At 69.2% G+C, this 23,061-nt stretch carries 18 protein-coding genes; 14 read left to right on the top strand and 4 right to left on the bottom strand.

Annotated features, from left to right (window positions below; translation table 11 throughout):
- Positions 1-20: 20 nt before the first annotated feature.
- The gene (locus AC1MEY_RS24520) at positions 21-977 is read right to left on the bottom strand and encodes a class I SAM-dependent methyltransferase (protein ID WP_480227958.1); all 957 of its coding nucleotides are present in this window, start codon (positions 975-977) and stop codon (positions 21-23) included.
- A 150-nt stretch (positions 978-1,127) separates the two neighbouring features.
- Positions 1,128-1,763 (bottom strand): TetR/AcrR family transcriptional regulator, encoded by a 636-nt coding sequence (locus AC1MEY_RS24515; protein ID WP_480231651.1) that lies wholly within the window; start codon positions 1,761-1,763, stop codon positions 1,128-1,130.
- A 199-nt stretch (positions 1,764-1,962) separates the two neighbouring features.
- On the opposite strand from AC1MEY_RS24515, the gene AC1MEY_RS24510 reads away from it, so the two are divergent.
- Together AC1MEY_RS24510 and AC1MEY_RS24505 are read left to right on the top strand one after the other, a co-directional pair.
- Complete coding sequence (locus tag AC1MEY_RS24510) at positions 1,963-2,541, top strand: TetR/AcrR family transcriptional regulator (protein ID WP_480227957.1); 579 nt, start codon at positions 1,963-1,965, stop codon at positions 2,539-2,541.
- A gap of 36 nt (positions 2,542-2,577) precedes the next feature.
- A complete protein-coding gene (locus tag AC1MEY_RS24505; protein ID WP_480227956.1) occupies positions 2,578-4,734 on the top strand; it encodes an FUSC family protein in 2,157 nt (718 codons plus the stop codon).
- 37 nt (positions 4,735-4,771) lie between these two features.
- Here the strand turns inward: AC1MEY_RS24505 and AC1MEY_RS24500 are convergent, their stop codons facing one another.
- A complete protein-coding gene (locus AC1MEY_RS24500) occupies positions 4,772-5,743 on the bottom strand; it encodes a pirin family protein (protein WP_480227955.1) in 972 nt (323 codons plus the stop codon).
- 164 nt (positions 5,744-5,907) lie between these two features.
- Complete coding sequence (locus AC1MEY_RS24495; RefSeq protein WP_480227954.1) at positions 5,908-7,632, bottom strand: putative PEP-binding protein; 1,725 nt, start codon at positions 7,630-7,632, stop codon at positions 5,908-5,910.
- Positions 7,633-7,734: 102 nt separating this feature from the next.
- Here AC1MEY_RS24495 and AC1MEY_RS24490 point away from each other — a divergent pair, with 102 nt between their 5' ends.
- From AC1MEY_RS24490 to AC1MEY_RS24435, 12 genes are all read left to right on the top strand, one after another.
- Positions 7,735-8,514 (top strand): DeoR/GlpR family DNA-binding transcription regulator, encoded by a 780-nt coding sequence (locus AC1MEY_RS24490; protein WP_480227953.1) that lies wholly within the window; start codon positions 7,735-7,737, stop codon positions 8,512-8,514.
- Positions 8,511-9,488, top strand: coding sequence for a 1-phosphofructokinase (pfkB, locus tag AC1MEY_RS24485; RefSeq protein ID WP_480227952.1), 978 nt, complete (start codon positions 8,511-8,513; stop codon positions 9,486-9,488). Before AC1MEY_RS24490 ends, pfkB begins: the two co-directional genes overlap by 4 nt.
- 26 nt (positions 9,489-9,514) lie before the next feature.
- Positions 9,515-11,557, top strand: a complete 2,043-nt coding sequence (locus AC1MEY_RS24480; RefSeq protein WP_480227951.1) for a PTS fructose transporter subunit IIABC — start codon at positions 9,515-9,517, stop codon at positions 11,555-11,557.
- 42 nt (positions 11,558-11,599) lie between these two features.
- On the top strand, positions 11,600-11,857 hold the full coding sequence (locus tag AC1MEY_RS24475; RefSeq protein ID WP_480227950.1) for an HPr family phosphocarrier protein: 258 nt from the start codon (positions 11,600-11,602) through the stop codon (positions 11,855-11,857).
- Positions 11,858-12,085: 228 nt separating this feature from the next.
- The gene (gene mycP, locus AC1MEY_RS24470; RefSeq protein ID WP_480227949.1) at positions 12,086-13,435 is read left to right on the top strand and encodes a type VII secretion-associated serine protease mycosin; all 1,350 of its coding nucleotides are present in this window, start codon (positions 12,086-12,088) and stop codon (positions 13,433-13,435) included.
- Positions 13,432-14,829 carry a type VII secretion protein EccE gene (gene eccE / locus AC1MEY_RS24465; RefSeq protein ID WP_480227948.1) on the top strand — a complete coding sequence of 466 codons (1,398 nt, stop codon included), beginning with the start codon at positions 13,432-13,434 and terminating at the stop codon, positions 14,827-14,829. The genes mycP and eccE overlap by 4 nt, the downstream gene beginning before the upstream one ends.
- 19 nt (positions 14,830-14,848) lie before the next feature.
- Complete coding sequence (locus AC1MEY_RS24460) at positions 14,849-16,453, top strand: PPE domain-containing protein (RefSeq protein ID WP_480227947.1); 1,605 nt, start codon at positions 14,849-14,851, stop codon at positions 16,451-16,453.
- Positions 16,450-16,797 (top strand): YbaB/EbfC family nucleoid-associated protein, encoded by a 348-nt coding sequence (locus AC1MEY_RS24455; protein WP_480227946.1) that lies wholly within the window; start codon positions 16,450-16,452, stop codon positions 16,795-16,797. The genes AC1MEY_RS24460 and AC1MEY_RS24455 overlap by 4 nt, the downstream gene beginning before the upstream one ends.
- A gap of 14 nt (positions 16,798-16,811) precedes the next feature.
- Positions 16,812-17,870, top strand: coding sequence for a hypothetical protein (locus AC1MEY_RS24450; protein ID WP_480227945.1), 1,059 nt, complete (start codon positions 16,812-16,814; stop codon positions 17,868-17,870).
- Between the two features lie 10 nt (positions 17,871-17,880).
- Positions 17,881-19,014 carry a hypothetical protein gene (locus AC1MEY_RS24445; protein ID WP_480227944.1) on the top strand — a complete coding sequence of 378 codons (1,134 nt, stop codon included), beginning with the start codon at positions 17,881-17,883 and terminating at the stop codon, positions 19,012-19,014.
- 427 nt (positions 19,015-19,441) lie between these two features.
- A complete protein-coding gene (locus tag AC1MEY_RS24440) occupies positions 19,442-20,581 on the top strand; it encodes a hypothetical protein (RefSeq protein ID WP_480227943.1) in 1,140 nt (379 codons plus the stop codon).
- Between the two features lie 1,102 nt (positions 20,582-21,683).
- Complete coding sequence (locus AC1MEY_RS24435) at positions 21,684-23,051, top strand: hypothetical protein (RefSeq protein WP_480227942.1); 1,368 nt, start codon at positions 21,684-21,686, stop codon at positions 23,049-23,051.
- Positions 23,052-23,061 lie beyond the last annotated feature (10 nt).

Genomic DNA, 23,061 nt, shown 5'->3' with positions numbered 1-23,061 from the left:
GAATCCGGACGACCCCGCCGTCAGCGGCGCTCGCCCACCACGAAGTCGGAGAAGGCGTCCTCGTCGACCTCCTCGGTGAGCACCCAGCGGTCGAGGCGCTGCATCTCGCTCTCCGAGGTGACGCCCGACGCCGTCCACCCGTGCTCGTTGAGCCAGGTCGCGACGTTGGCGCGGTCGGGATCGTTGTACATCAGCTCGGCGACGTCCGTCGGCGAGGCCCCGTCGAACGCGGCACCGAGTTCGTCGCCCATCGTGGTGCGCAGCGCGTCGAACTTCTCCTTCATCCGCGCCCGCCGCTCCTCGGAGTGCACGCCAACGGTCTCGGCGGCCACGCGACTGCCCGGCGCGCTGAGCTCGGTGATCCGCTCGAACAGCCCGTCCTGGGCGTCGGCGGGCAGGTACATCAGCAGGCCCTCGGCGAGCCAGGCGGTCGGCGCCGTGGCGTCGAAGCCCGCGTCACGCAGGGCGGCGGGCCAGTCGTTGCGCAGGTCGACCGCCACCTCGCGGCGTTCGGCGGTCGGCTCGACGCCGTGCTCGGCCAGCCGCTCCGCCTTGTACTGCAGCACCAGCGGCTGGTCGATCTCGTAGACGACGGTGCCCGCGGGCCAGTCCAGCCGGTAGGCGCGCGAGTCGAGTCCCGACGCGAGGATGACGACCTGGCGGATGCCCGAGGCGGCGGCCGTGGCGTAGAAGTCGTCGAAGAAGTGCGTGCGGACGGCCTGGTAGTTGCCCATGTGGGTGAAGATCTGCGCGACCTCGGCGTCGGCGTCGGCCACCTTGGCGATGAACGCGTCGTCGAGCATGAACTCCCAGACACCGGTTCCCGCGCCGTCGACGAGCACCTTGGCGTAGGGGTCGCGGATCAGCGGTTCGTCGCGTGCGGTCTCCGCGGCGCGGGCGGCCGCGACCATGACGGCGGTGGAGCCGACGCTGGTCGCGATGTCCCAGGAATCGTCGTTGGAACGAAGTGAACTCATGTGTGGTCCGTCCGAAGGCGCTACGCAGGGCTGAGTAGCGATCGTTTGCGATGCTACCGAATCAGTTAGCTCACCTAGATGCCGCGTTATGCGGAATGGCGAGTTCGTAGCGGTGGGACGGCGGCGCGACGGGTCGCACCGATCGACGAACTAGGGCGACAGCGTCCAGAGCTTGTTCGCTAGAAGCAGTTCCAACTTCTCGACGATGATCCCGAGCTCGTCGTGGCCGCCGACGTAACCGGCGTAGAAGCCCATGCCCCACATCACGGCGACGAGCAGTTCGACGAGCGTCGGCACGTCGGTATCGGTGGTCAGCTCGCCGCGCTCGATGGCGTCGGTGACGGCCCAGGTGACGAACGCGCGCGACGTCTTGAGCGAGTTGTGCTCGTCGCGGCTCAGCTCCGGATGCCGCTGCGACTCCAGCACGGACGTGACCAGGAATGCCGCGCCCGAGCGATCGCGGGAATCGGCCTGCATCGCCGCGGAGAAGAACGCTGACAGTCGCTTGAGGATCGACGTCTCGGTCTCGGCCTTCGCCATCCCGGCGGCGACCACCATCTCGTTGGTCTTCTCCACGACCTCGCTGTAGAGCACCCGCTTGCTGGCGAAGTAGTGGTTGATGGCCGGCCGGGTCAGATCGGCGCGGATAGCAATCGCCTGAAACGTTGCCGCGTCATAGCCGAGTTCGCTGAAGACCTCGCGCGCCGCACGCACGATGCGCTCCCTGGTCTCGGCCGCCTTCGCTGCAGGCGGACGTCCTGGACCTCTGGTCGCGGTATACGGCACGGTCAAATTGTGCCATACGCACTCCACCGCCTCATGGCGGTTTGGTTGCGGAAGCGTAAGGAAACCGCTTTCAGCAAATTGCCAGGTCCGGAATGTGCGGTGCTCTAGTGCATAGATGACGAATGTCTGACTCATTACTGGAGTTAGCCACTACGCCTGTGTACGGACGTGTCCCCGAAGCGAACTAAGGTTCACCTCCATGGGGGGAACCATTTCACGGGAGTCGTATCTCGACACCGGGTTGGACGTGCTGTCCGACCAGGGTTACGGGGGACTGAAGCTCGCCGAGGTATGCACTCGGCTCGGCGTCACGACCGGCTCGTTCTATCACTACTTCAGCAGCTGGTCGGTCTACGGCGAGGAACTCCTGGCGCACTGGGTCGAGACCCAGACGGAGAGCATCATCTCGAAGGTGATGGCCGAGTCCGACGCTCGGCGGCGCATCGACATCCTCCTCCAAGAGGCGTTGACGCTGCCCTACGGCGCCGAGGCCGCCATCCGGGTGTGGAGTTCGATCGACGCCTCGGTCCACGAGACGCAGTCCCAGGTCGACCAGCGGCGCTTCGACCTGCTGTTCGCGTCGGCTCTGGCGATCCTCGGCGACGAGGAGCAGGCACGTCGGTTCGCGACCATCGCGATGTACCTGCTGGTCGGATGCGAGCAGGCGACGCTGCCGCGCGTGCCCGAGGACCTGGAGTGGGTCGCGAGTCGTCTCCTTGCCGCGCTGGACCTCGGCGTCTTCGCCAACTCACCGACGCAGCCGGACACGACCGGGTAGCCGCGCGACCGTCCCGGCCGGTCTACCATCCGGGACATGCTGACCCCGGCCGGCCTGTGGCGCAGAGCCGCCGGTCGGCTGACCAGACGCGATCCCGAACGCGACGCGCTGCGGCGCGCCGTGCGCGCGGCGATCGCGCTGCCGATCGCCGCGACCATCGGTTTCCTGCTCGGAAGTGGCTCGCAGACACCGATGTTCGCGATCTTCGGGTCGGTCGCCCTGCTGATCATCGTGGACTTCCCCGGCAACCGCGCCGCCCGGGCCGTGGCGTACGGCGGGCTGGCGTTCAACGGGGCCGTGCTGATCACGGTCGGCTCGCTGGTGGCGCCGATCCCGTGGCTGGCGGTGGCCACGATGTTCGTGCTCGGCGTCGTGGTGACCTTCTCCGGGGTGCTGTCCGAAATCGTCGCCGCGGGCCAGCGCTCGACACTGCTGACGTTCGTCCTGCCCGCGTGCACGCCGCCGGGCCCCATTCCGGACCGGCTGCTCGGCTGGGCGATCGCGCTGGCCGTCGCGATGCCGGCCGCGCTCTTCCTGTTCCCGCCGCGCCATCACGACGACCTGCGGCGGCACGCGGCGCAGGTGTGCCGCACGATGGCCGACCGGCTCGACGGCGCCGCCACCGCGGAGGACGTGTCGTCGGCGATGGGCGCGCTGCGCGCCAACTTCCTGGGTGCCGACTTCCGGCCGGTCGCGCTGACGGCGGGTAGCCGCGCGCTGGTGCGGGTGGTCGACGACCTGCAGTGGCTGTCCGACCGCATCACCGACGGCAGCGGCGACCTGCTGGCCCAGATGCGCGGCCCCGTCACCAGGGTCCTGCGCGATGCGGCGCGGGTCCTGACGACGTCGCCGTCGTCCGGCCGGGACGTCTTCCGCGAGGACCTCGCCAACGCGCTGGCCGAGCAGCGCCGGGTGGCGCAGAGCCGCTACCGCGACGACATCGTCGAAATCCTCGGCGAGCCCAGTGACGCCGCGGCGATCGGCGTCGGCCGAAAGCTGTTGACGCGTCGCACGATATCGGCGTGCGCGGGCGCGACGGGCCGCATCATCGGCATCGCCGCCGCGGCCGACGCCCGGCCCGTCTGGGCCCGCGTGCTCGGCCGTCGGCTGCCGAAGACCGGCGCCGCCGACCGCCTGCTGTCGGAGTCGGAGGCGCTGGCCTACCTCACCACCGGCTTCGTCGCGACCCGCGCGGTGGTGGTGCGCAACAGCCTGCGCACCGGCCTCGGGCTGGCACTCGCCGTCGCGGTCACCCACGTCTTCCCCGTCGAGCACGGCTTCTGGGTGGTGCTCGGAGCGATGTCGGTGCTGCGCAGCAGCGCGCTCACCACCGGCACCCGGGTGGTCCGCGCCGTCGCGGGGACGGTGCTGGGCTTCCTGCTGGGCATCGTGTTCATCGAGGTGCTGGGCGTGGAGCCCGTGGTGATGTGGCTGGCGCTGCCCATCGTCGCGTTCGGCTCGGCGTACGTCCCCGAGGTCGCGTCATTCGTCGCGGGCCAGGCGATGTTCACGATGATGGTGCTGATCATCTTCAACCTCATCGTGCCGACCGGGTGGAGCGTCGGGCTGATCCGCGTCGAGGACGTCGTGGTGGGCGCACTGGTCGGCGTGATCGTGTCGGTGCTGCTGTGGCCGCGGGGTGCCGCGAACTCGGTGACGCGGGCGGTCGACGCGTCGCTCGCGGTGGGCACCACCTACCTGACGGCGGCGGTGCGGCGGGTCACCTCCGGCGCGTCCGAGTCCGCGACCGACCGGGTGTTCGCGCTCGGCCACGAGGCCATGACGGCGTCGCGGACGCTCGACGACGCGGTGCGGCAATACCTCTCGGAGAGCGGCGGTTCCACCGATCGGCGGGCGCCGGTGGTGCATGCCGCCAACCGGGCCATCCGGCTGCGCAACGCCGCCGAGTTGATCGCCGACGTGGTGCCGCCGCCGCTGGAGGCGTATCCGCGGGTGCGCGACATCCTCGACGCCCACGCCGCGGCCGTGTGCGAGCGCCTGACCGGCACCGCCGGCCCCGACCACGCCCCGATCAGCGACGACTTCGTGCTCGCGCTGCGGGCCGAGGCGGGCGCCGAGAAGCTGGCGGTGTCGGCAGCATTACCGCTGGTGACCGTCGCGGCGAACATCGGCGAGCTGGAGCTGCTCTACGCGACGCCCGACGAGCGATTCGTGCACCCGCAGCCGCGGTGAGCGCGGCTGCGGGTGCACGAATCGGCTACGACGTCGGTTAGGACGAGGTGTGCGGGCGCAGTGCGTCCGGCGGGATAGACCCGAACCGGCCGGCGTTGAAGTCGTCCATCGCCTCGATGATCTCGGACTTCGAGTTCATCACGAACGGTCCGTACTGGACGACGGGCTCGCGAATCGGCTGGCCGCCGAGGATCAGTACCTCGAGCGCGGGCCGATTGGAGTCCTGGCCGGCGGCCGCGTCGACGCTGATCCGGTCGCCGGGGCCGAACACCGCGAGCTGCCCCTGCTGGATCGACCGCTTCAGCGGGCCGACGCTGCCCTGGCCGGACAGCACGTAGACGAGCGCGTTGAAATCGCGGTTCCACGGCAGGTTCAGCCGCGCGCCGGGTTCGATCGTCGCGTGCGCCAACGTGATCGGCGTGTGCGTCGCACCCGGTCCCTCCTGGCCGTCGAGGCCGCCGGCGATGATGCGGATGAGCGCGCCACCGTCCTCGGAGGCGAGCAGCTTCACCTCGCCGCCCTCGATCGCCTGGTACTTCGGCGCCGCGAACTTGTCCTTCTTCGGCAGGTTGACCCACAGCTGGACGCCGTGGAACGTGCCACCGCTCTCGACGAGTTCGGCGGGCGGCGTCTCGATGTGCAGGATGCCCGAGCCGGCCGTCATCCACTGCGTGGCGCCGTCGGTGATCAGGCCGCCGCCACCGTGCGAGTCCTGGTGGGCGAAGCGGCCGTCGATCATGTACGTGACGGTCTCGAAGCCGCGGTGCGGATGCCAGTCGGTGCCGCGGGGCTCACCCGGCTGGTACTCGATCTCGCCCATCTGGTCCATGTGGATGAACGGGTCGAGGGCGGCGGCGCTCACGCCCGCGAACGCGCGGACGACGGGAAAGCCCTCGCCCTCGTAGCCGCGCGGGCCGGTCGTGATGGAGCGGACGGGCCGCTCGATGTCGCTCGGCGCGGGTGCGCTGACGCGGGTCAAGGTCAGGGTGTCGGCGGTGACTGCGGGCATCGGTACCTCCTGGGTTCGGAACTACCCGCTTCAACCGGACCACGGTCCGATTGTATTCCGGCCCGTCACCTTCTCCCCGCGAGCAGACGTGAACTCCCCTCCTTTACCGGGAAACAGGGGAGTTGACGTCTTCTCGCGGGTGGACTGGCCGGGCTCGCGCGAGGTCAGGAGAGGGCGGCCATCGCAGCCGCACGGGCATCGGCGGCGGTCGCCGTCCCGAGCGCGGCCTCGGCGGCAGCCTCGCACTGCGCGAGCGTGACCTGCGCGAGCTTGGCGCCCACCCCGGCGATCGCCGTCGCCGCCGCGGACAGCGACGTCACCCCGAGGCCGACGAGCACGCACGCGAGCGCCGGATCGGCGGCGGCCTCACCGCAGACGCCGACGGGCTTGTCGACGGCCGCACCCGCGCGCGCCGCCATCGCGACCAGCGCCAGCACGGCGGGCTGCCACGGGTCGGTGAGCGTGGCCAGTTCGGCGGACATCCGGTCGGCGGCCATCGTGTACTGCGTCAGGTCGTTGGTGCCGATGGACAGGAAGTCGACGTGCTCGAGGATGCGGTCGGCGAGCAGCGCGGCGGCGGGCACCTCGATCATGACGCCGGGAGTCAGGCCCATCGAGCGTGCCTCGTCGGCGAACGCCTTGGCCTCGGCGGCGGTGGCGATCATCGGGGCCATCACCCACGGCGTGGTGCCGGTGTTGCGTGCGGCGTCGGCGATGCCCTGGAGCTGACGGGTGAGGATGCCGGGATTGCCCGTGGCGATGCGGATGCCGCGGACGCCGAGCGCGGGGTTGGCCTCGTCGGGGTGGCCCGCGAACTTGAGCGGCTTGTCGGATCCGGCGTCGAGGGTGCGCACGACGACCTTGTAACTCCCGCCCCCGCTTCGCCCGCCCATCCGCTCACCGAACGCCTCCAGCACCTCGCCGTAGATGCGGGCCTGCTCGTCGACGTCGGGTTCGGTGTCGCGGTTGAGGAAGCACAGCTCGGTGCGGAACAGGCCGACGCCCTCGGCGGGGCTCTGGGCGGCGAGCCGAGCGGCGGCGCCGTCCTGCACGTTGGCCAGCACGGCGACCAGGTGGCCGTCGGCCGTGCGGCCCGGCCCCGTCCACTGCCGGGCGAGGTCGGCGTCGCGCCGGGAGGTGGCGACGGCGTCGGTCGCGGCCTCCTCGTCGGGTGCGACGGTGACGGTGCCGAGCGTGCCGTCGACCATGATCATCGTGCCGGCGGGCACGTCGTCGAGACCGTCGACCGCCACCACGCAGGGGATGCCGAGCTGGCGGGCGATGATCGCGGTGTGACTCGTCGGCCCACCGAGTGACGTGGCCAGCGCGACGACGAGCGACGCGTCGAGACCCGCGGTGTCGACGGGCGCGAGGTCCTCGGCGCACAGGATCGACGGCCGGTCGGGCACCGGCACCCCGGGCTCGGGCAGGCCGCTGATTTCGGCGATCACGCGGTCGCGGATGTCGCGTAGGTCGGTGACGCGCTCGGCCATCAGGTCGCCGGCCTTGGACAGGGCGTCGGCGACCTTGTCGATCGCACCGCTGGTCGCTCGGGCGGCGGGGGCACCGGCCTCGATCCGCTTCTGCGCATCGCGTAGCCAGGCGCGGTCCTGCGCGAGCTGCGCGGTGGTGGCCAGCACCTCGGAGGCGACGCCGGTGGCGTGGGCGGCGCGGGCGCGCAGGCGGTCGGCGACGGCGGCCGAGGCGGCCAGCAATCGCTCGACCTCGGCCGCGCGGTCGGGCTCGGCGAGGTCGGACACGGGAGCATCGTCGACGTGCGGGCGGGCGCCCGGCCGGATCACCGGCGCGTACTGCACGCCGCCGACCGCGGGAACGCCCTGCAGGACGCGACCGGTCGAGAGTGAGGTGGCTGACGTCGTTGTGCTCATGTGATTGAGGTTACAAGAAATCATTGACAAGTCAACACGTTCAGGAGTAAAACAACACATATCAACATTCAAAGCACACATTTCCCACACGGGCGGAGGGCCATGTACGCAGAAGAGCGTCAGCAGGCCATCGCCGCGCTGGTGATGAGCCAGGGCCGCGCGTCGGTCACCGAACTGGCCCAGGAGTACGACGTCACCACCGAGACCGTCCGCCGCGACCTCGCCACCCTCGACAAGGCGGGCCTGGTGCGCCGGGTGCACGGCGGCGCCGTTCCGGCCCGGGCCCTGCACCTCGTCGAGCAGGGCGTCGGCGAGCGCGAGTCCACGCGCGCCGACTACAAGGACGCCATCGCCGCGGCCGCCACCGAGTTCTTCCCCCTCAGCGGGGCGTCGGTCCTGCTCGATGCGGGGACGACGACGGCGCGCATCGCCGCCTACCTGCCGACCGACCGCGAGCTGGTGGTCGTCACCAACTCCGTGTCGATCGCCGCGCGCCTGGCCACCGTGCCGACGGTGACGCTGCAGATGCTCGGCGGACGGGTCCGCGGCGTCACCCAGGCCGCCGTCGGCGAGCAGGCGCTACGGGTGCTCGACACCATCCGCGTCGACATCGCCTTCATCGGCACCAATGCCATCAGCGCCCGCCACGGCCTGTCCACCCCGGACAGCGAGGAGGCCGCCGTCAAGCGCGCCATGGTGAAGTGCGCCAACTACGTCGTCGTCGCCGCCGATTCCAGCAAGGTCGGCCGGGAGGACTTCGTCAGCTTCGCGCCGATCTCCAGCGTCGACACCCTCATCACCGACACCGAGATCGCCGACGACGACCGCTTGGTCCTCGAGGGCGAGGGCGTCGAGATCATCCAAGCGGGAGGCCAGCCGTGATCGTCACCGTCACTCCGAATCCGAGCATCGACCGGACCGTCACCCTCGGCTCGCGGCTGACCCGCGGTGCGGTGCAACGCATCACGTCGGCGACGTCGGAGCCGGGCGGCAAGGGCGTCAACGTCGCCCGCGCGCTGGCGCTGGCCGGTGTGGACGCGATCGCCATCCTGCCCGCCGCCGACACCGACCCGATCGTGACGGCGCTGCGCACCGGCGGCGTCGACTTCCGGTGCGTGCCCGTGACGGGTGCCGTCCGCACCAACGTCGCGATCACCGAACCCGACGGCACCACCACCAAGCTCAACGAACCGGGCGCGCTGCTCGACGCCGCCGCGCGCGACGCGCTCACCCGCACGGTGCTCGACGCCGCCGCCGGCGCGGCCTGGGTTGTCCTGTCCGGCTCGCTCCCGCCGGGCCTGCCCGACGACTGGTACGCCGAGATCGCCGCCACCCTCGCCCCCGGCCGCTGCAAGGTCGCCATCGACACCTCCGAACGACCGCTCGGCGCACTGGCCGCGGCCTTCCGCACCGCGGCACCCGACGTCATCAAGCCCAACGCCGAGGAGCTGGCCGGCCTGGTCGGCGCCTCCGGTGACGACCTCGAGAGAGCCGCCGCCGCAGGCGATCCGGAGCCCGTCGTCGCAGCGGCCAGAGAGGTCATCGAACGCGGCGCGCGCACCGTGTTGGTGACCCTCGGCGCCGCCGGCGCCGTCCTGGTCGACGAGAACGGCAGCTGGATGGCGACGCCGCCGCCCATCACCCCGCGCAGCACGGTCGGCGCCGGCGACAGTTCGCTGGCCGGTTACCTCCGCGCCGAGGTGGGCGGAGCCGAACCGCCGCAGCGCCTCCAGATGGCGGTCGCCTACGGCAGCGCGGCGGCAGCACTCCCGGGGTCGGCACTCCCGGCGCCCCACCAGATCGACCTCGAAGCCGTTCGGGTGTATGCCATTACGCCCGCGTCCACCCGTCCCTGAACTCCGAACTACGAGGAAGTAGCGAGATGCCCATCATCACCACCGACCTGGTCGCCCTCGACGTCGACGCCGGCGGCGACAAGGAGTCGGTCATCCGGCTCCTCGCCGGCCGCCTTGCCGACGCCGGACGATCCTCCGACCGCGACGGCCTGATAGCCGCGGCGATGGCCCGCGAGGCGCAGTCCGCCACCGGCCTGCCCGGCGGCATCGCCATCCCGCACTGCCGGTCGCCGTACGTCGACCAGGCCACCATCGGGTTCGCCCGGCTGTCGCCCAAGGTCGACTTCGGAGCCCCCGACGGCCCGGCCGATCTCGCGTTCCTCATCGCCGCACCGGATTCCGGCGGCGCCGAGCACATGAAGCTGCTCTCCAGCCTGGCCCGCGCACTGGTCCGCAAGGACTTCGTGGCCTCGCTGCGCGCCGCGTCGTCGGATGCCGAGATCGTCGAGCTGGTAGAGGGCGTGGTCAACCCTGCGCCGGCGAATCCCACCCCGACCGCTGCACCCGCCGCCACCCCGGCGACCCCGGCCACCGCACCCGCTCCCGCCGCGGTCGCCGAGACCCGCACCCTGGTCGCCATCACCGCCTGCCCCACCGGCATCGCCCACACCTACATGGCCGCCGACTCGCTCGTCGCCGCCGCCAAGGAGGCCGGCGTCACGCTGCACGTCGAGACGCAGGGATCGTCGGGCAGCACGCCGCTGTCACCGGACGTCATCGCCGCCGCAGGTGCGGTCATCTTCGCCACCGACGTCGGCGTGAAGGACCGCGCCCGCTTCGCCGGCAAGCCCGTCATCGCCTCCGGCGTCAAGCGCGCCATCAACGAGCCGGCCAAGATGGTGGCCGAAGCACTCAGCGCCGCAACCAATCCCAACGCCGCGCGCGTCGAGGGATCCGCGGGCGCACCCGCCGCCACCTCCGGCGGATCGTCGGGCGGCGTCGGCTGGGGCACCCGGACACGGCAGATCCTGCTCACCGGCGTGAGCTACATGATCCCGTTCGTCGCCGCGGGCGGTCTGCTCATCGCACTCGGCTTCCTGCTTGCGGGTTACGACATCGCCAACACCCCCGACGGCGAGACCAAGAGCCTCGGCAACCTGATCGCTGCCGCCAACTCGCTGACCGACCTGCCCAGCGGCGGTCTCGCCCAGTACCTCGGCGCGGTGCTGTTCACGCTCGGCGGGCTGGCGTTCTCGTTCCTGGTGCCCGCACTGGCCGGCTACATCTCGTTCGCCATCGCCGACCGGCCCGGCATCGCCCCCGGCTTCACCGCGGGTGCGGTCGCGGTGTTCGTCGGCGGCGGCTTCATCGGCGGCATCGTCGGCGGCCTGATCGCCGGCTTCACCGCACTGTGGATCAGCAAGATCGCCGTCCCGAAGGCCATGCGCGGCCTCATGCCGGTCGTCATCATCCCGCTCGGCGCCTCACTGGCGGTCGGCCTGCTGATGTTCCTGCTGCTCGGTCGCCCGCTGGCCGCCATCACCTCCGGCCTTACCAGCTGGCTGGGCGGCCTGTCCGGCAGCTCGGTGATCCTGCTCGGCGTCATCCTCGGCCTGATGATGTGCTTCGACCTCGGCGGACCCGTCAACAAGGCGGCCTACGCCTTCGCCACCGCGGGCCTCAACGTCGCCGACCCCTCGTCGCTGCGCATCATGGCCGCCGTCATGGCCGCGGGCATGGTGCCGCCGCTGGCGATGGCACTGGCCTCCACCGTGCGCCCGAAGCTGTTCACCGAACCAGAGCGCGAGAACGGCCGAGCCGCATGGCTTCTGGGCGCGTCGTTCATCTCCGAGGGCGCCATCCCGTTCGCCGCGGCCGACCCGCTGCGCGTCATCCCCTCGATGATGGCCGGCGGCGCGGTCACCGGTGCGCTCATCATGGCCTTCGACGTGACGCTGAAGGCACCCCACGGCGGCATCTTCGTGTTCTTCGCGATCGGCAACCTGGTGTGGTTCATCCTGGCCCTGGCACTCGGGACCATCGTGGCCGCCGCCGCGGTGGTCGCGGCCAAGCAGTTCGCCAAGAAGGACGCCACCGTTGAGGCCGACGCCGAGCTGGCGAACGCCTGATCCACCTCACCACCCACGCACGTCCCTAGAAGGAGAGAGTTCATGCCCAGCAAGACCGTCATCGTTGGCTCCGCCATCGGCCTGCACGCCCGCCCCGCCGCCATCATCGCCGAGGCCGTCGTCGCCTCCGGTGCCGACGTCACCCTGTCCGTCGACGGCGGTGAGCCGGTGGACGCCGGCTCGGCGCTGATGATCATGACTCTCGGCGCGGGCAACGCCGCGCAGGTCACGGTCGTCTCGGACGACGAGGCGGCACTCGCGACGATCGCCGACCTGGTTCAGAAGGACCTCGACGCCTGACCTTGATTAGCTGACGACCAGGCCCGCCTGAGCTGCGAGAGTGCAGCCGGGCGGGCCTTCGTCGCGAAAGAAACCGCGTTCCGCCCCAGTCACGCACCCGTAGGATTGCCCCGTGCATGTGGATCGGGGGCGTGACGTCATGGGATGCGCAGCCAAACAGCTGAGAAGAAGTTTGCTGCTGGCGAGTCAGCACATCTCGAGCGGGTCGTGGACGACGGGGGGTGACGGATGGTTCGGCGCGTAGCGGTGCTGTTCGCCGTGCTGAGCCTGACGTTGCTCAGCGCGCCGCCGGCCGTGGCGATCGAGCCGCCGGTGATCGACAAGGGTGCCCTGCCACCTGACGAGACCGGACCAGATCAGCCCACCGAGCAACGTCGCGAGTGCTCGGGACCCATGGTCTTCCCGAACTCCAACTTCGCCGACAAGCCGTGGGCCAACAACTACCTGCGGATCGCCGACGCGCAGAAATTCGCAACGGGCGCAGGGGTAACTGTCGCCGTCATCGACACCGGCGTCACCGGATCGCCCCGGGTTCCGGCCGAACCGGGCGGCGACTTCGTCGACAAGGCCGGCAACGGAATGTCGGACTGCGACTCGCACGGAACCCTCACCGCCGCGATCATCGCCGGCAAGGGATCGCCCGGCGACGGCTTCATCGGCGTCGCACCCGACGCCCGGGTGCTGTCCATGCGGCAGACCTCGGACAACTTCCAGCCCGTCGGCGCCCGTACCGACCCGAACGACCCGAACTCGACCCAGACGGCGGGCTCACTGCGCAGCCTGGCCCGGGCGATCCTGCACGCCGCGAACATGGGCGCGCAGGTCATCAACATCAGCGAGGCCGCCTGTTACAAGGTGACCCGCCGCATCGACGAGACCAGCCTCGGCGCCGCGATCGAGTACGCCGTCAACGTCAAGGGTGCCGTGGTCGTGGTGGCCGCGGGCAACACCGGCGGCGACTGCACGCAGAACCCGCCGCCCAACCCCGCGCTGCCCGCAGACCCGCGTGGCTGGGAGGGCGTCCAGACGATCGTGTCGCCGGCCTGGTACTCGCCGCTGGTGCTCACCGTCGGCGGCATCGGGGAGAACGGTCAGCCCAGCACCTTCTCGATGTCGGGACCGTGGGTCGGCGCCGCCGCACCGGCCGAGAACATCACCGCCCTCGGCTATGACGGCAACCCGGTCAACGCGCTGGCCGGCCAGGACGGACTGATCCCGATCAACGGCACGTCGTTCTCGGCGGCCTTCGTCTCCGGTCTCGCGGCCATGGTCAAGCAGCGCTTCCCCGACCTGACGCCCGCGCAGATCATGAACCGCATCACCGCCACGTCGCGCCATCCCGGTGGTGGCGTGGACAACTACGTCGGCGCCGGCGTCATCGATCCGGTCGCCGCGCTCACGTGGGACGTGCCCGAGGGACCGCAGAGCGTGCCCTACGAGGTGAAGCAGCTGCCGCCGCCGGTGTACGTCCCGCCGCCGGACCGCGGCCCCATCACCATCGTCGTGATCGTCGGCGTGAGTCTTGCTGCCGCACTGGGTATCGGCGCCATGGCGCGACGTGCGCTGAGGCGCCGATGAAGGAGTTCTTCGGCCAGTTCGGAGTGCGCGCCACCACCGGGCACCTGCTGTGGGCGGCCGTGCTGATCCCCGCGATGATCCTGCTGTTCATCCAGCTGAAGCTGCTGTGGGTGGGGATCACGCTCGCGGTGCTGATCGCGATCGCGGCCGTGCTGACCGTGCGCGGCAGGCGTTTTGCCGGCTGGATCGTCGCGATCTTCTCCTGGCGCAGGCGGCACAAGGCGGCTCCCGCACCGCCGTCCGAGCCCGCGGTCGGGGCGACGGTCGAACCCGGTGACCACGTCGCCGTGCGGTGGCAGGGCGATCACCTGGTGTCGGTCATCGAGTTGGTGCCGCGGCCGTTCACGCCGACCGTGCTCGTCGGCGGCGAGGCGATCACCGACGACGTCGTGAGCACCAAGCTCGTCGAGCAGCTGATCCGGGCGCACTGCCCGGACCTCGAGGCCGACATCGTCTCGGCCGGCCACCGCGTCGGCCGGACCGCGCCCGCCAGCCTGGTCGCGCTGTATGACCAGGTGGTCGGACCGTATCCCGCGCCGGCCAACCGGCGGACGTGGATCGTGCTGCGTGCGCTGCCCGAGGAGACGCGGAAGTCGGCGCTGCGCCGCGAGGTCGGCGTCGCCGGGCTGGCGCGCTACCTGGTCTCGTCGACCACGCGCATCGCCGACCAGCTCGCCAGCAATGGCGTCGACGCGCGGTGCAGCCGCAGCTTCGACGACTTCGACAAGGCCACCGAGATCAGCTTCGAGCGCGAGAGCTGGTCCTCGATCAAGGGCCGCAGCACGTTCACCGCGGCGTACACGGCGCCCGGCGGGCCCAACGTGTGGTGGTCGGCGCGGGCGGACCACACCATCACCCAGGTGCGGGTGCGTCCGGGCATGGCGCCGACGACCACGGTGCTGCTGACCACCCTGTCGAATCCCTCGACGCCACGTGGCTTTTCGTGCCTCTTCGGCGGTCAGCGCGCCGCCATGCTGGGGCAGAGCCCCGTCACCGACCAGCACTACGACCTGCCGATCGGATCGGCCGGCGTGCTGATCGGCGAGACCGCCGACCGCTACCCGGTGTACATGCCGTTCGACGACGTCGACGTCAGCATTAACCTCGGCGACTCGCGGCTGTTCACCCAGTTCGTCATCCGGTCGGCCGCCGCGGGCGCGATTGTGACGCTCGGTCCGCAGTTCACCGAGTTCGCGGGCTTCATCAACGCCCGGGTCGGCAAGGTCGCCAAGATCGGCTGGCCCAACGCCACGACGTACCTCGGCCCGCATCCCGGGGTCGGCCGAGTCGTGTTGCGACACAACTTCATCGACACTCCGCGCCACCGTCAGCTGCCGATCCGGCTGATCAATCCGCGCGAGGAGAGTCGCTACCAGATGGTGCTTGAGCAGTGAGGGACGTCGAGGAGGGCTCGTGGCGGGGGAAGTGAAGGTCGATCCGGCTGAGCTGGACGCCAAGGCGGCGCAGATCAGCGAGCCGATGCCGAAGGCGCCGGGTGAGCCGTTGCCGCCGTGCGCGTTGCAGGTGGCAATCAGCGCGACGAGCGAGCTGAACAAGTCGGCGTCCGCGATGCGCGGGTACGCCGCCGCCGGCGAGGTCGAGGCGACCATCCTCGCCGAATCCTTCCGATCCGCCGCAGCGGCGTACCGCAAGGTGGACGAGCAGGCGGGAGTCGCGGTCGAGAACGGCGAGAACGCGCCGGACATTCCGCCGGTCACGCCGACCCCGCCCACGACGCAGTCGATGCCCCTCCCACCCAGTCCGAACTATCAGTGCCACGCCGCGCCGTTCGTGATGCTGGAGCAAGCTGCCGCGCAGATCGAGGCGCCCGACCAGGCGAGTTCCCTCGAGGCGTTCAAGGGTGCCTGGAACAGCTACGCGTCCGCGCTGGAGGCGCGCAAGGCCTCCTTCAGTACGGGCGGGATGTCCTGGGACGGCGGCGCCGCCGAGGCGGCCGGCGCATCCCTAAAGCTGCACCAGCAGTGGTTGCAGGAGATGGCCGACGCATCACGCGAGCTCGCCGGGCAGGCCGGCACGCTCGCCGAGACACACCGCAGCGCCGCCGACGCGCACCCGAAGCTGTCCGAGATCGCGAAGCTCGACGGTCAGATCCTGCTGGCGACGGACATCGCGCAGAAGGTCATGCTGCTCGAAATCCGACAGCAACTGCAGGTGAAGTCGGAGGAAGTCCTACAGGGCTACGTCGGCAGATCGGCGGGTAAGCCGATCGACCTCCCGAAGCCTCCGAGTACGAGCCCCCTGCCGCCCGCGTCCACCGATGACAGGAAGTCGGACGGAAAGTTCAAGAAGATGAAGCGGCCCGGTGAGGGCGGCGAAGGCGAGGGAGGAGCCGGGGAAACCGGCGGCGGCGGAGGAGGTGGCGGCGGAGGAAACCCGCAGGCCTCACCCGCGCAGCAGCCGCAGCCCACTGCCCCGACGGCTCCGGTCTCACCCGCCTCGGCCCAGCCGCAGCCGTCCTCGGGCGGTTCACCCGCTGGCGGCGGCTCACCGTCCGGTGGTGGCGGCGCCCCGTCTGGTGGAGGCGGTTCACCCGCGGGCGGCGCCGGTGGCGGCATGCCGAGCCTCCCCAACTTCGGCGGCGAACCGTCAACCGACCTGCCAGCCCTCGACGATCCCAGTGTCAGCCCCGCCTCGGCGGGCGGTGGCGGATCGGGCGGCGGCTCCGGTGGCGGTGCGGGCGGCGGCGGCGGGCCGATGCCGTTGCAGCCGAACATCGGCGGCGTATCCGTCGGTCCCGGCGCCGGCGGTGTCGGCGCTCCCGGCGGGCCTGCCGGTGGACCGTCGGCAGGTGGCGCGTCCGGCGGCATGGGCGGCATGGGTGGCGGCATGCCGATGCACGGCGCCGGCCATGGCCAGGGCGGCGCCTCGGAGAAGAAGCGCTCACCGGGGCTGAGTCCCGACGAGGACCTCTACAAGGAGGACCGGGCGTGGACCGAGGCCGTGATCGGAAACCGTCCGCGCCGCAAGGACACCGGTGACGCCAAGGACTCGAAGTGACCGACGAGATGCACCCGCAGGTCGCGGCGGTGCTCGCGCAGGCGCAGCGCCTGCAGTCGCTGATGGACGATCAGCTCGCGAAGATGAAGACCCAGGAGTTCACGGCGACCGACGAGACCGGGACCGTGGAGGTGACCCTCAACGGGCACAGCTGGCTGACCAACGTGTACCTCGAGGACGGCATTCTGCGATCGGGTGCGCAGGTGGTCGAGGCGCGGGTCAACGAGGCCCTGCAGAAGGCCATGGCGGAGGCCGGCACGTCGATCGAAGCCGACCGTGAGTACATCGATTCGGTGGTCGCCGAGATCACCGGCGATGCCGATCGCGACGAACGCTGGACGTGAGGATCTGACCCGACATGAGTGATGGTTCCAAGCCGACGTCCCACCGTCCCTCCGATCCCGACGGCTTCGAGCCGCCGCCCGGGTGGGGACCTCAGGAACCGTGGTCGGGTAAGGCCGGCGGCAGCCGACGACGCGTCGCACTGATCGCGCTCGCCGTCCTCGCGGTCGTGGCGGTGGTCGTCGGATCGATCGCAGTGATCTCCAGCGGCGACTCGGGCGATGCAACAGCCGGGACGACGGACACCTCGGCAGCCGTGCCGTCGGTGACGGCGTCGTCTGCGGCGGCCGGACCGGACGCGGCGAGTGCCGGCGACACCGGCGCGGTCGCGATCGTCACCGAGGATCCGACCTGCGAGGCATGGACTCCGATCGGGGCCGCGCTGACCGACGCCCAGAACGGAACGTTCGCGACCCGATCGGACGCCATGCGGACCGCGGCTGAGCAGATCCTGCCGCTGGCCGAGCAGACGCCGAGTCGTGCGATGCGCGATCTGTACGAGCAGAACGTTGCCTATCTCCGGCTGTACGCCGACGGCAATCCGCAAGCACCCAACGAGGTGGCGGCCCGCGTGACGACGTCCTTGTCCGCGGCGCTGTCATCGGTGTGCCAGGCGCTCGGGACCGGATCGGCGAGTGCCCGGGCCGGCCTCGCCCCGGCCGCGCAACCACCGACGGTCGCTGCCCCCGAACCGACCGACCAGCCCGTCGCGTTCATGGGTCAGGCCGACCCGATGTGCACCCAGTGGCGATCGCTGGTGTCGAACTACACCAACGACTTCGCCGCCTGGCGGGCCACCGACCAGAACGTGGCGGCCGATCGGTGGAGCCCGCAGCAGCGTGCGATCAACGACGCCGTGGCGCCGCGAATGGTGGCCTTCGCCAACGAGTCCGAGGCCGTCGCGCGGGGAACGTCGAACGCGGTGCTGCAGGACCTGGCGACGCTGGCCGCGCAGTATCGCCGGGCCTACGCCGCCGCGCTGCCGACCTACGTACCTGCCGACGCGAATCTGATCCGGACGGCATCGGGCATCGTGGTGGCGATCGACGACGCCTGCGCCGCGGTGGGCGGATAGGGGGACCGGCATGACGACGCCGCCACAGGGAGGATGGCAGCCCGACCCGCACGGTCGGCCGCCGCATGGGCAGCCGCAGTACGGTCCGCCGCAGGGCTATCCGGGCCCGCAGCCCCCGGGGTTCCCGCCCGGCCAGTGGCCGCAGCAGCCGCCTCCGGCCAAGGGCGGTGGATCACTGAAGTGGCTGTTGGTTGCGGTCGCGGTGCTGCTGGTGATCAGCATCAGCGTCGGGGTGACGTTGATCGTCACGCGGGAGGACGGAGATGAGCCGTCGCAGGCTGCTGATGCGAGTACGTCGGATATCGCTAGTGCCAATGACACTGGGCCCGTCGCGATCATCATGGAGGAGCCGACGTGCAAGGCATTCAATACGATCAACAACAGTTTGGCGGACATCGTGGCGAACGGTTGGGCCGAGAACCGCGCGCAACTTGGTTCTCTGTCCGAATGGAGTCCCCGGCAGCGCGAACAGGTGCAAGCGGTATCTGCTGCTATGCGGAACGCCGCAGATCAAGCGGTTGCGCTGGCTCGTGAAACTCCGAACAGGGTAGTGCGTGAGATATATGACCAATTCATCGCATTTGGTCGAGCGTATGCCGACAGCGTCGCGACTTACACTCCACGCAACGACAACTTAGCGTCAGCCAACGTGAGCGCAAGCGGAGCCTTAATTGGGATCTGCAATTCAATTGAGTACGAGTCCGCTGGCAGATCGATCGCCGTCGAACCCTTAAGGCCGCCGAGCGAACTGTCACGGGCTAGGAATCCTGCAGACGCAGGACCATTCCTGTCGGACACAAACGGGCAGTGTGGGGATTGGGTGGCTCGACTGGACCAGTTCATCGCGACGACACCGGACTGGCAGACCCGAGATGGCTCAATCCCAGCATCGCAGTGGACAGCCGAGCGTGTCGCACTCGAGCGGTCTACGGTTCCGCTTTTGGAGCAGTATGCGAGTCAGGCGTCCGAGGCTGGGCGGGCCAGCGGTAACCCCGTGTTCGAGGACTTGGCCGAAACCGCAGCTCTCTATATTCGCTCGTACACCGCTGCGTCTGAGCAGTACGTACAGGGTGATAGTTGGTTGCAGTACACCGGTTTTCGAATTTCGAATCTCATCGCGGCCGCCTGTCAATCGGGTGGTTGAGTCTATACAGCTTCGAGCCGATGACCAACTGGACAGGGAACGCGAAGTGCTGCTGAGCGGCCGGTAAGTGTGTCTCCGGGAACCAGCGACGTGCTCGCCTAGGGCACATCATCGATCGATCGCTTCGTACTGGCGAGTAGTCACCTCCTCTATGGGAGCCGGCGTGAGTTGCGACCTTTGTCGCTGCCGTACTCATAGGCCCCGAACTGGAACAGCCAAGGCACGGACGTCGCTTCTGCGGGCATTCGCGCACCTAGATCGGACGTCGCATGCAGTCTTGCTTTTGCAGCCGTCTCGACGAGACATTGCCGCAAGTACCTGTGCCGATCATGGATTAGGGTCTTTACCAGCATCGGTAAACTGCATCGGGTGCGGAGTCAACGAGCGGGGGCCCAAAGGTGAAGTCAAGATCGCTGGCAATCCCAACGTGAGTACTCCAAACCCGCCCAACGAGTGGCAGCCGCGCACGCCCGATCAGCCTCCGCGCAATCCGGCGTTCTACGGCCTACCAGCTCACAACTACCAGCAGCCTCCGATGCAGGGCAATCCACCAACTATGCCGTGGGCCCAACCGCCGCCGCCACCCCAGAAATCCACGCTCAAGTGGCTGCTGCTGACCGTTGCGGGCTTGCTGGTCGTCGCGATAACCATTGGTGCCACTCTGTTGTTCGTTCGTGATGATGAACCTGGATCGTCATCGATCCCTACGACACCCTCCGACATCGCAAGCAGCGGTGACACTGGCCCCGTGTCTATCCCCACAAGTGATCCAACCTGCAACGCATTCATCTCGCTCAACGACAGCCTTGTGAACCTGCGCATGCAAGGATGGGGCGACCAACGCGCGAATCTCGGACCATCGACGTCGTGGACCCCCGAGCAGCGAAAAATGGTGGACACGGTGGCAACAGCCACCTCGAGGGCAGCAGATCAGATGGTCGACCTCGCCAAGCAAACTCCCCATCGGGTGGTTCGTGAGCTATACGAGCAGTTTGTAGCTTATGGACGAGCGTACGCGGGCAGCATATCGGCATATCAGCCCGTCGACAATTACCTTGCCAGCGTAAACGTCAATATTGGTGATGCGCTTCTCGCAATCTGTACGTCTATCGAGAATGGTGCGGCCGGCCGGACTATTGCTGTCGAGGAGGCCAAATCCCCGACTCAAGTAGCCGAAACTGTAAATCTCGCAGATCCGACTCGTCTTCTCACTGAACCCATTGCCATCTGCTCACCTTGGGTAGAACGCGAGAACAGTATGAAGAGCGAGCTTGGTGCATGGTCTGAGTTAGACACAAATATCGCTGCGTCTGAGTGGACGCCGGAGCATCGCGCCATTGAAGAGGCCGCCATACCCCGGCTCCAACAACTCGGCGAGGAAACGGCGAGCGCAGCACGGGAAAGCGGTAATCCCTTGCTCGAGGACTTCGGAACCCTCTCCGACTTGTACCTCACCGCGTACGCCTCCGCTGGGACAACCTACGTGCCGGCGGACAGCTGGTTAAGCAGCGCTGGGCTGCGTTTAATCAACATCGTTACTGACGCTTGTCGCGCAGAGGGCGGCTAGGCCCGCAATGACAATCAATCGGCCCGCCGGAGGACACAAGCCTCAGATGACAGAGCCGGCAGGTGCGTGGCCGCTGCTCAATGAAGATCTGCTGGCGGCACAAGCCGCCGAACTAGCGCGGATAAAAGCCCTTGTTGAGGAGAGTCTTTTCGCATGGCGACGGGTGTCTCCATTCTTATTCCACGGCCGAGTGTGGGCCGGGCTTGCTGCGTTGGGCGCAAAAGAGCGAACTACTTCTCACATCCTCGAAATGGATTCGCAAACTAAGCAATTGGAAGCCGCCAAGAAGTTCTGTACGCAAGCGCAACAGACCATCATCAACGCGAAGAATGAGATCGCTGATGTCTGCACCATGTTCCAAAACGCAATAGACGATGTTCAAGCCTCGACCGACATCGATGACCAAGACAAGACGGCAACAATTTCGCGGCTCATAGAGGCGGCTGTAAAAATCAATAGGTCTATTGTGTCTGCTGCGGGCTCAGCATTGACTGCCGGCAGAGTTTGGGCCGCTGTGACATCTTCAGAGGAACGGTCAAGTCATGCCATCATGGCGGCGAATCCCGGCAACCCAGGGGGCAATGGCGCAAAGAATGCCCTTGGTGGATCGCAGACGGGCGGGAGTTCGCCTCGTTCTGACTCGAATGCGGTAAAACAGCGAGACCCTGAAAACACCACGTCCAAACAACAGGACGATCGGTCCCGAAGCAGCGCGACCGCGGGTGGCGGAAGTCCTGGAAATGTAATTGACGGATCGACTGCTGGAACGTCTTCAGCAAAGGACGCTGCGCCTGGTGCGAACAGCGGAGTTCAACACGCGGTGTCAGGATCGGCGAGCGGCAACACTGCGCCGCCAACCGGTGGATTACTTAACGGATCTTCCCGTAACAGCGTTAGTCCCGTCCAACCTAGCTCTGTGGCAGCCGACGCAGTTAGCGCGCCGTCCCGCTCACCGCTATCCGCTGGAAATCCCCAAGTACTTTCGGGCGGCTCCAGCAGCGGCGGCTCAAGCAGCCCTGGCGGCAGCAGCAGCAGCGCCAGCCCCTCCTCCCCCTCCCAAAGCACCAGCTCCCCCGCCGGCCAGGACTCAAAGTCCCAGACGATGGAAGTCGGCAAGGACACCCAGGCCGGCGGCTCAGGCGCCGAGGCCGGCAAGGGCGCTGGCGGCGGCGCAGCTCCGACCGACGCGGCCAAGGCTGCAGAGTCCGCGCACACCATTCCCGCCTCGCAGCAGCCCATCTCACCCGCGGCGGCGTCCACCCCGATGCAACCCGTCGCCCCGCCGTCCCTGTCCATCGACCCCTCGACCGCTGCAAACGCCAACGCCGGCAACCACTCCGGTGGCGCGGCGGGCGGGTCCGGCGGCGGCGGTCTGGGCAACCTCGGGGGCATGGGTAGTGGCGGCGGCCCGGGTGGAGGCGGAGGTGGTGGCGGCGGTACGCCGTCCGCGCCGCCTCCGATGAGCGCACCTCCCCCACCGATGCCGCTCGGTGCGCCCGCCACCCCGACGCCCGCGGCCCCGACCGCACCGGGCGCAGGCGGCGGCACCGGCGCCAACCCGGCGGCCAGCAACGTCCCCGGCGGACCCGGCGTCAACCCCGCCTCGGCGGGCAAGATCGACCAGGGCGCGATCGGCGCGGCACCCATCCCGGTGTCGACCGCCCGCATGGAACGCGACGCCATCGCCTCCTCGGCGGCCGGCGGCGCAATGGGCCGCAAGTCCGGCACCGGCAGCGCGGCGCTCATCATCGCGCGCCGCATCGCCGCCGCACTCAACATCGGCGTCGCCGACTTCGGCTTCTACTGGGTCACCGGCCTGACCGCCGACGGCTCGATCGTCGTCGCCAACAGCTACGGTCTGGCCTACATCCCCGACCACGTCAACCTGCCCAAGCAGGTGACGATGGCGACCGCAGACGAGTCGATCCCACCCACCGAACGCGCCAAGTGGGCCACCTACCCGGTGCTCGCACTGCAGGGATGGGCACGCGCCCACGAACAGAAGCTGCGCGCCGTCATCGCCACCGAGGAACAGTTCGCCAGCTTCGATCCCGGCGCGGCCAAGGTCATCCTTCGCCCCGACGACATCCCCGAGTCCGGCCGCATGCAGGGCCGCAGCCGCCTCGAGGTCATCGCCCCCAACGCCGCGGCACACCTCGCGTCGTTCCCCGCGGCGTCGCTGACCGACCTGCTCCCACCCGCGCCGGCCGACACCAGCGCACCCGTCGACAACACCAACGCCCTGTGGTTCGAACTCATCAAGCCGCTGATGAGCACGCAGCCCGAACGCGCCGCCGTCCACCTCGAGGCATTCGTCACCTACGCCGAACACGCCCAGGAGCAGGCGCTCTACCGTGCGCACGTCGCCGTCGACACCGAAGAGCAGCGTGCGGCGATCGCCGACTGGGTCTACTGGCAGCACCTCGCAGTGCTCATGTGGGAAGCCGCCGGCGCCGACGCCAACGCCTGACCCGACGAGC

The organism is Mycobacterium sp. PTI7, assembly GCF_056679845.1.
The sequence above is the reverse complement of the archived record's forward strand: the minus strand, read 5'-3'. Positions and strand labels throughout refer to the sequence as shown.

Coding starts and splice junctions, on each gene's coding strand:
- AC1MEY_RS24520 (WP_480227958.1), bottom strand. CDS start 977: ATGAGTTCACTTCGTTCCAACGACGATTCCTGGGACATCGCGACCAGC.
- AC1MEY_RS24510 (WP_480227957.1), top strand. CDS start 1,963: ATGGGGGGAACCATTTCACGGGAGTCGTATCTCGACACCGGGTTGGAC.
- AC1MEY_RS24505 (WP_480227956.1), top strand. CDS start 2,578: ATGCTGACCCCGGCCGGCCTGTGGCGCAGAGCCGCCGGTCGGCTGACC.
- AC1MEY_RS24500 (WP_480227955.1), bottom strand. CDS start 5,743: ATGCCCGCAGTCACCGCCGACACCCTGACCTTGACCCGCGTCAGCGCA.
- AC1MEY_RS24495 (WP_480227954.1), bottom strand. CDS start 7,632: ATGAGCACAACGACGTCAGCCACCTCACTCTCGACCGGTCGCGTCCTG.
- AC1MEY_RS24490 (WP_480227953.1), top strand. CDS start 7,735: ATGTACGCAGAAGAGCGTCAGCAGGCCATCGCCGCGCTGGTGATGAGC.
- AC1MEY_RS24480 (WP_480227951.1), top strand. CDS start 9,515: ATGCCCATCATCACCACCGACCTGGTCGCCCTCGACGTCGACGCCGGC.
- AC1MEY_RS24475 (WP_480227950.1), top strand. CDS start 11,600: ATGCCCAGCAAGACCGTCATCGTTGGCTCCGCCATCGGCCTGCACGCC.
- mycP (WP_480227949.1), top strand. CDS start 12,086: ATGGTTCGGCGCGTAGCGGTGCTGTTCGCCGTGCTGAGCCTGACGTTG.
- eccE (WP_480227948.1), top strand. CDS start 13,432: ATGAAGGAGTTCTTCGGCCAGTTCGGAGTGCGCGCCACCACCGGGCAC.
- AC1MEY_RS24450 (WP_480227945.1), top strand. CDS start 16,812: ATGAGTGATGGTTCCAAGCCGACGTCCCACCGTCCCTCCGATCCCGAC.
- AC1MEY_RS24445 (WP_480227944.1), top strand. CDS start 17,881: ATGACGACGCCGCCACAGGGAGGATGGCAGCCCGACCCGCACGGTCGG.
- AC1MEY_RS24435 (WP_480227942.1), top strand. CDS start 21,684: ATGGAAGTCGGCAAGGACACCCAGGCCGGCGGCTCAGGCGCCGAGGCC.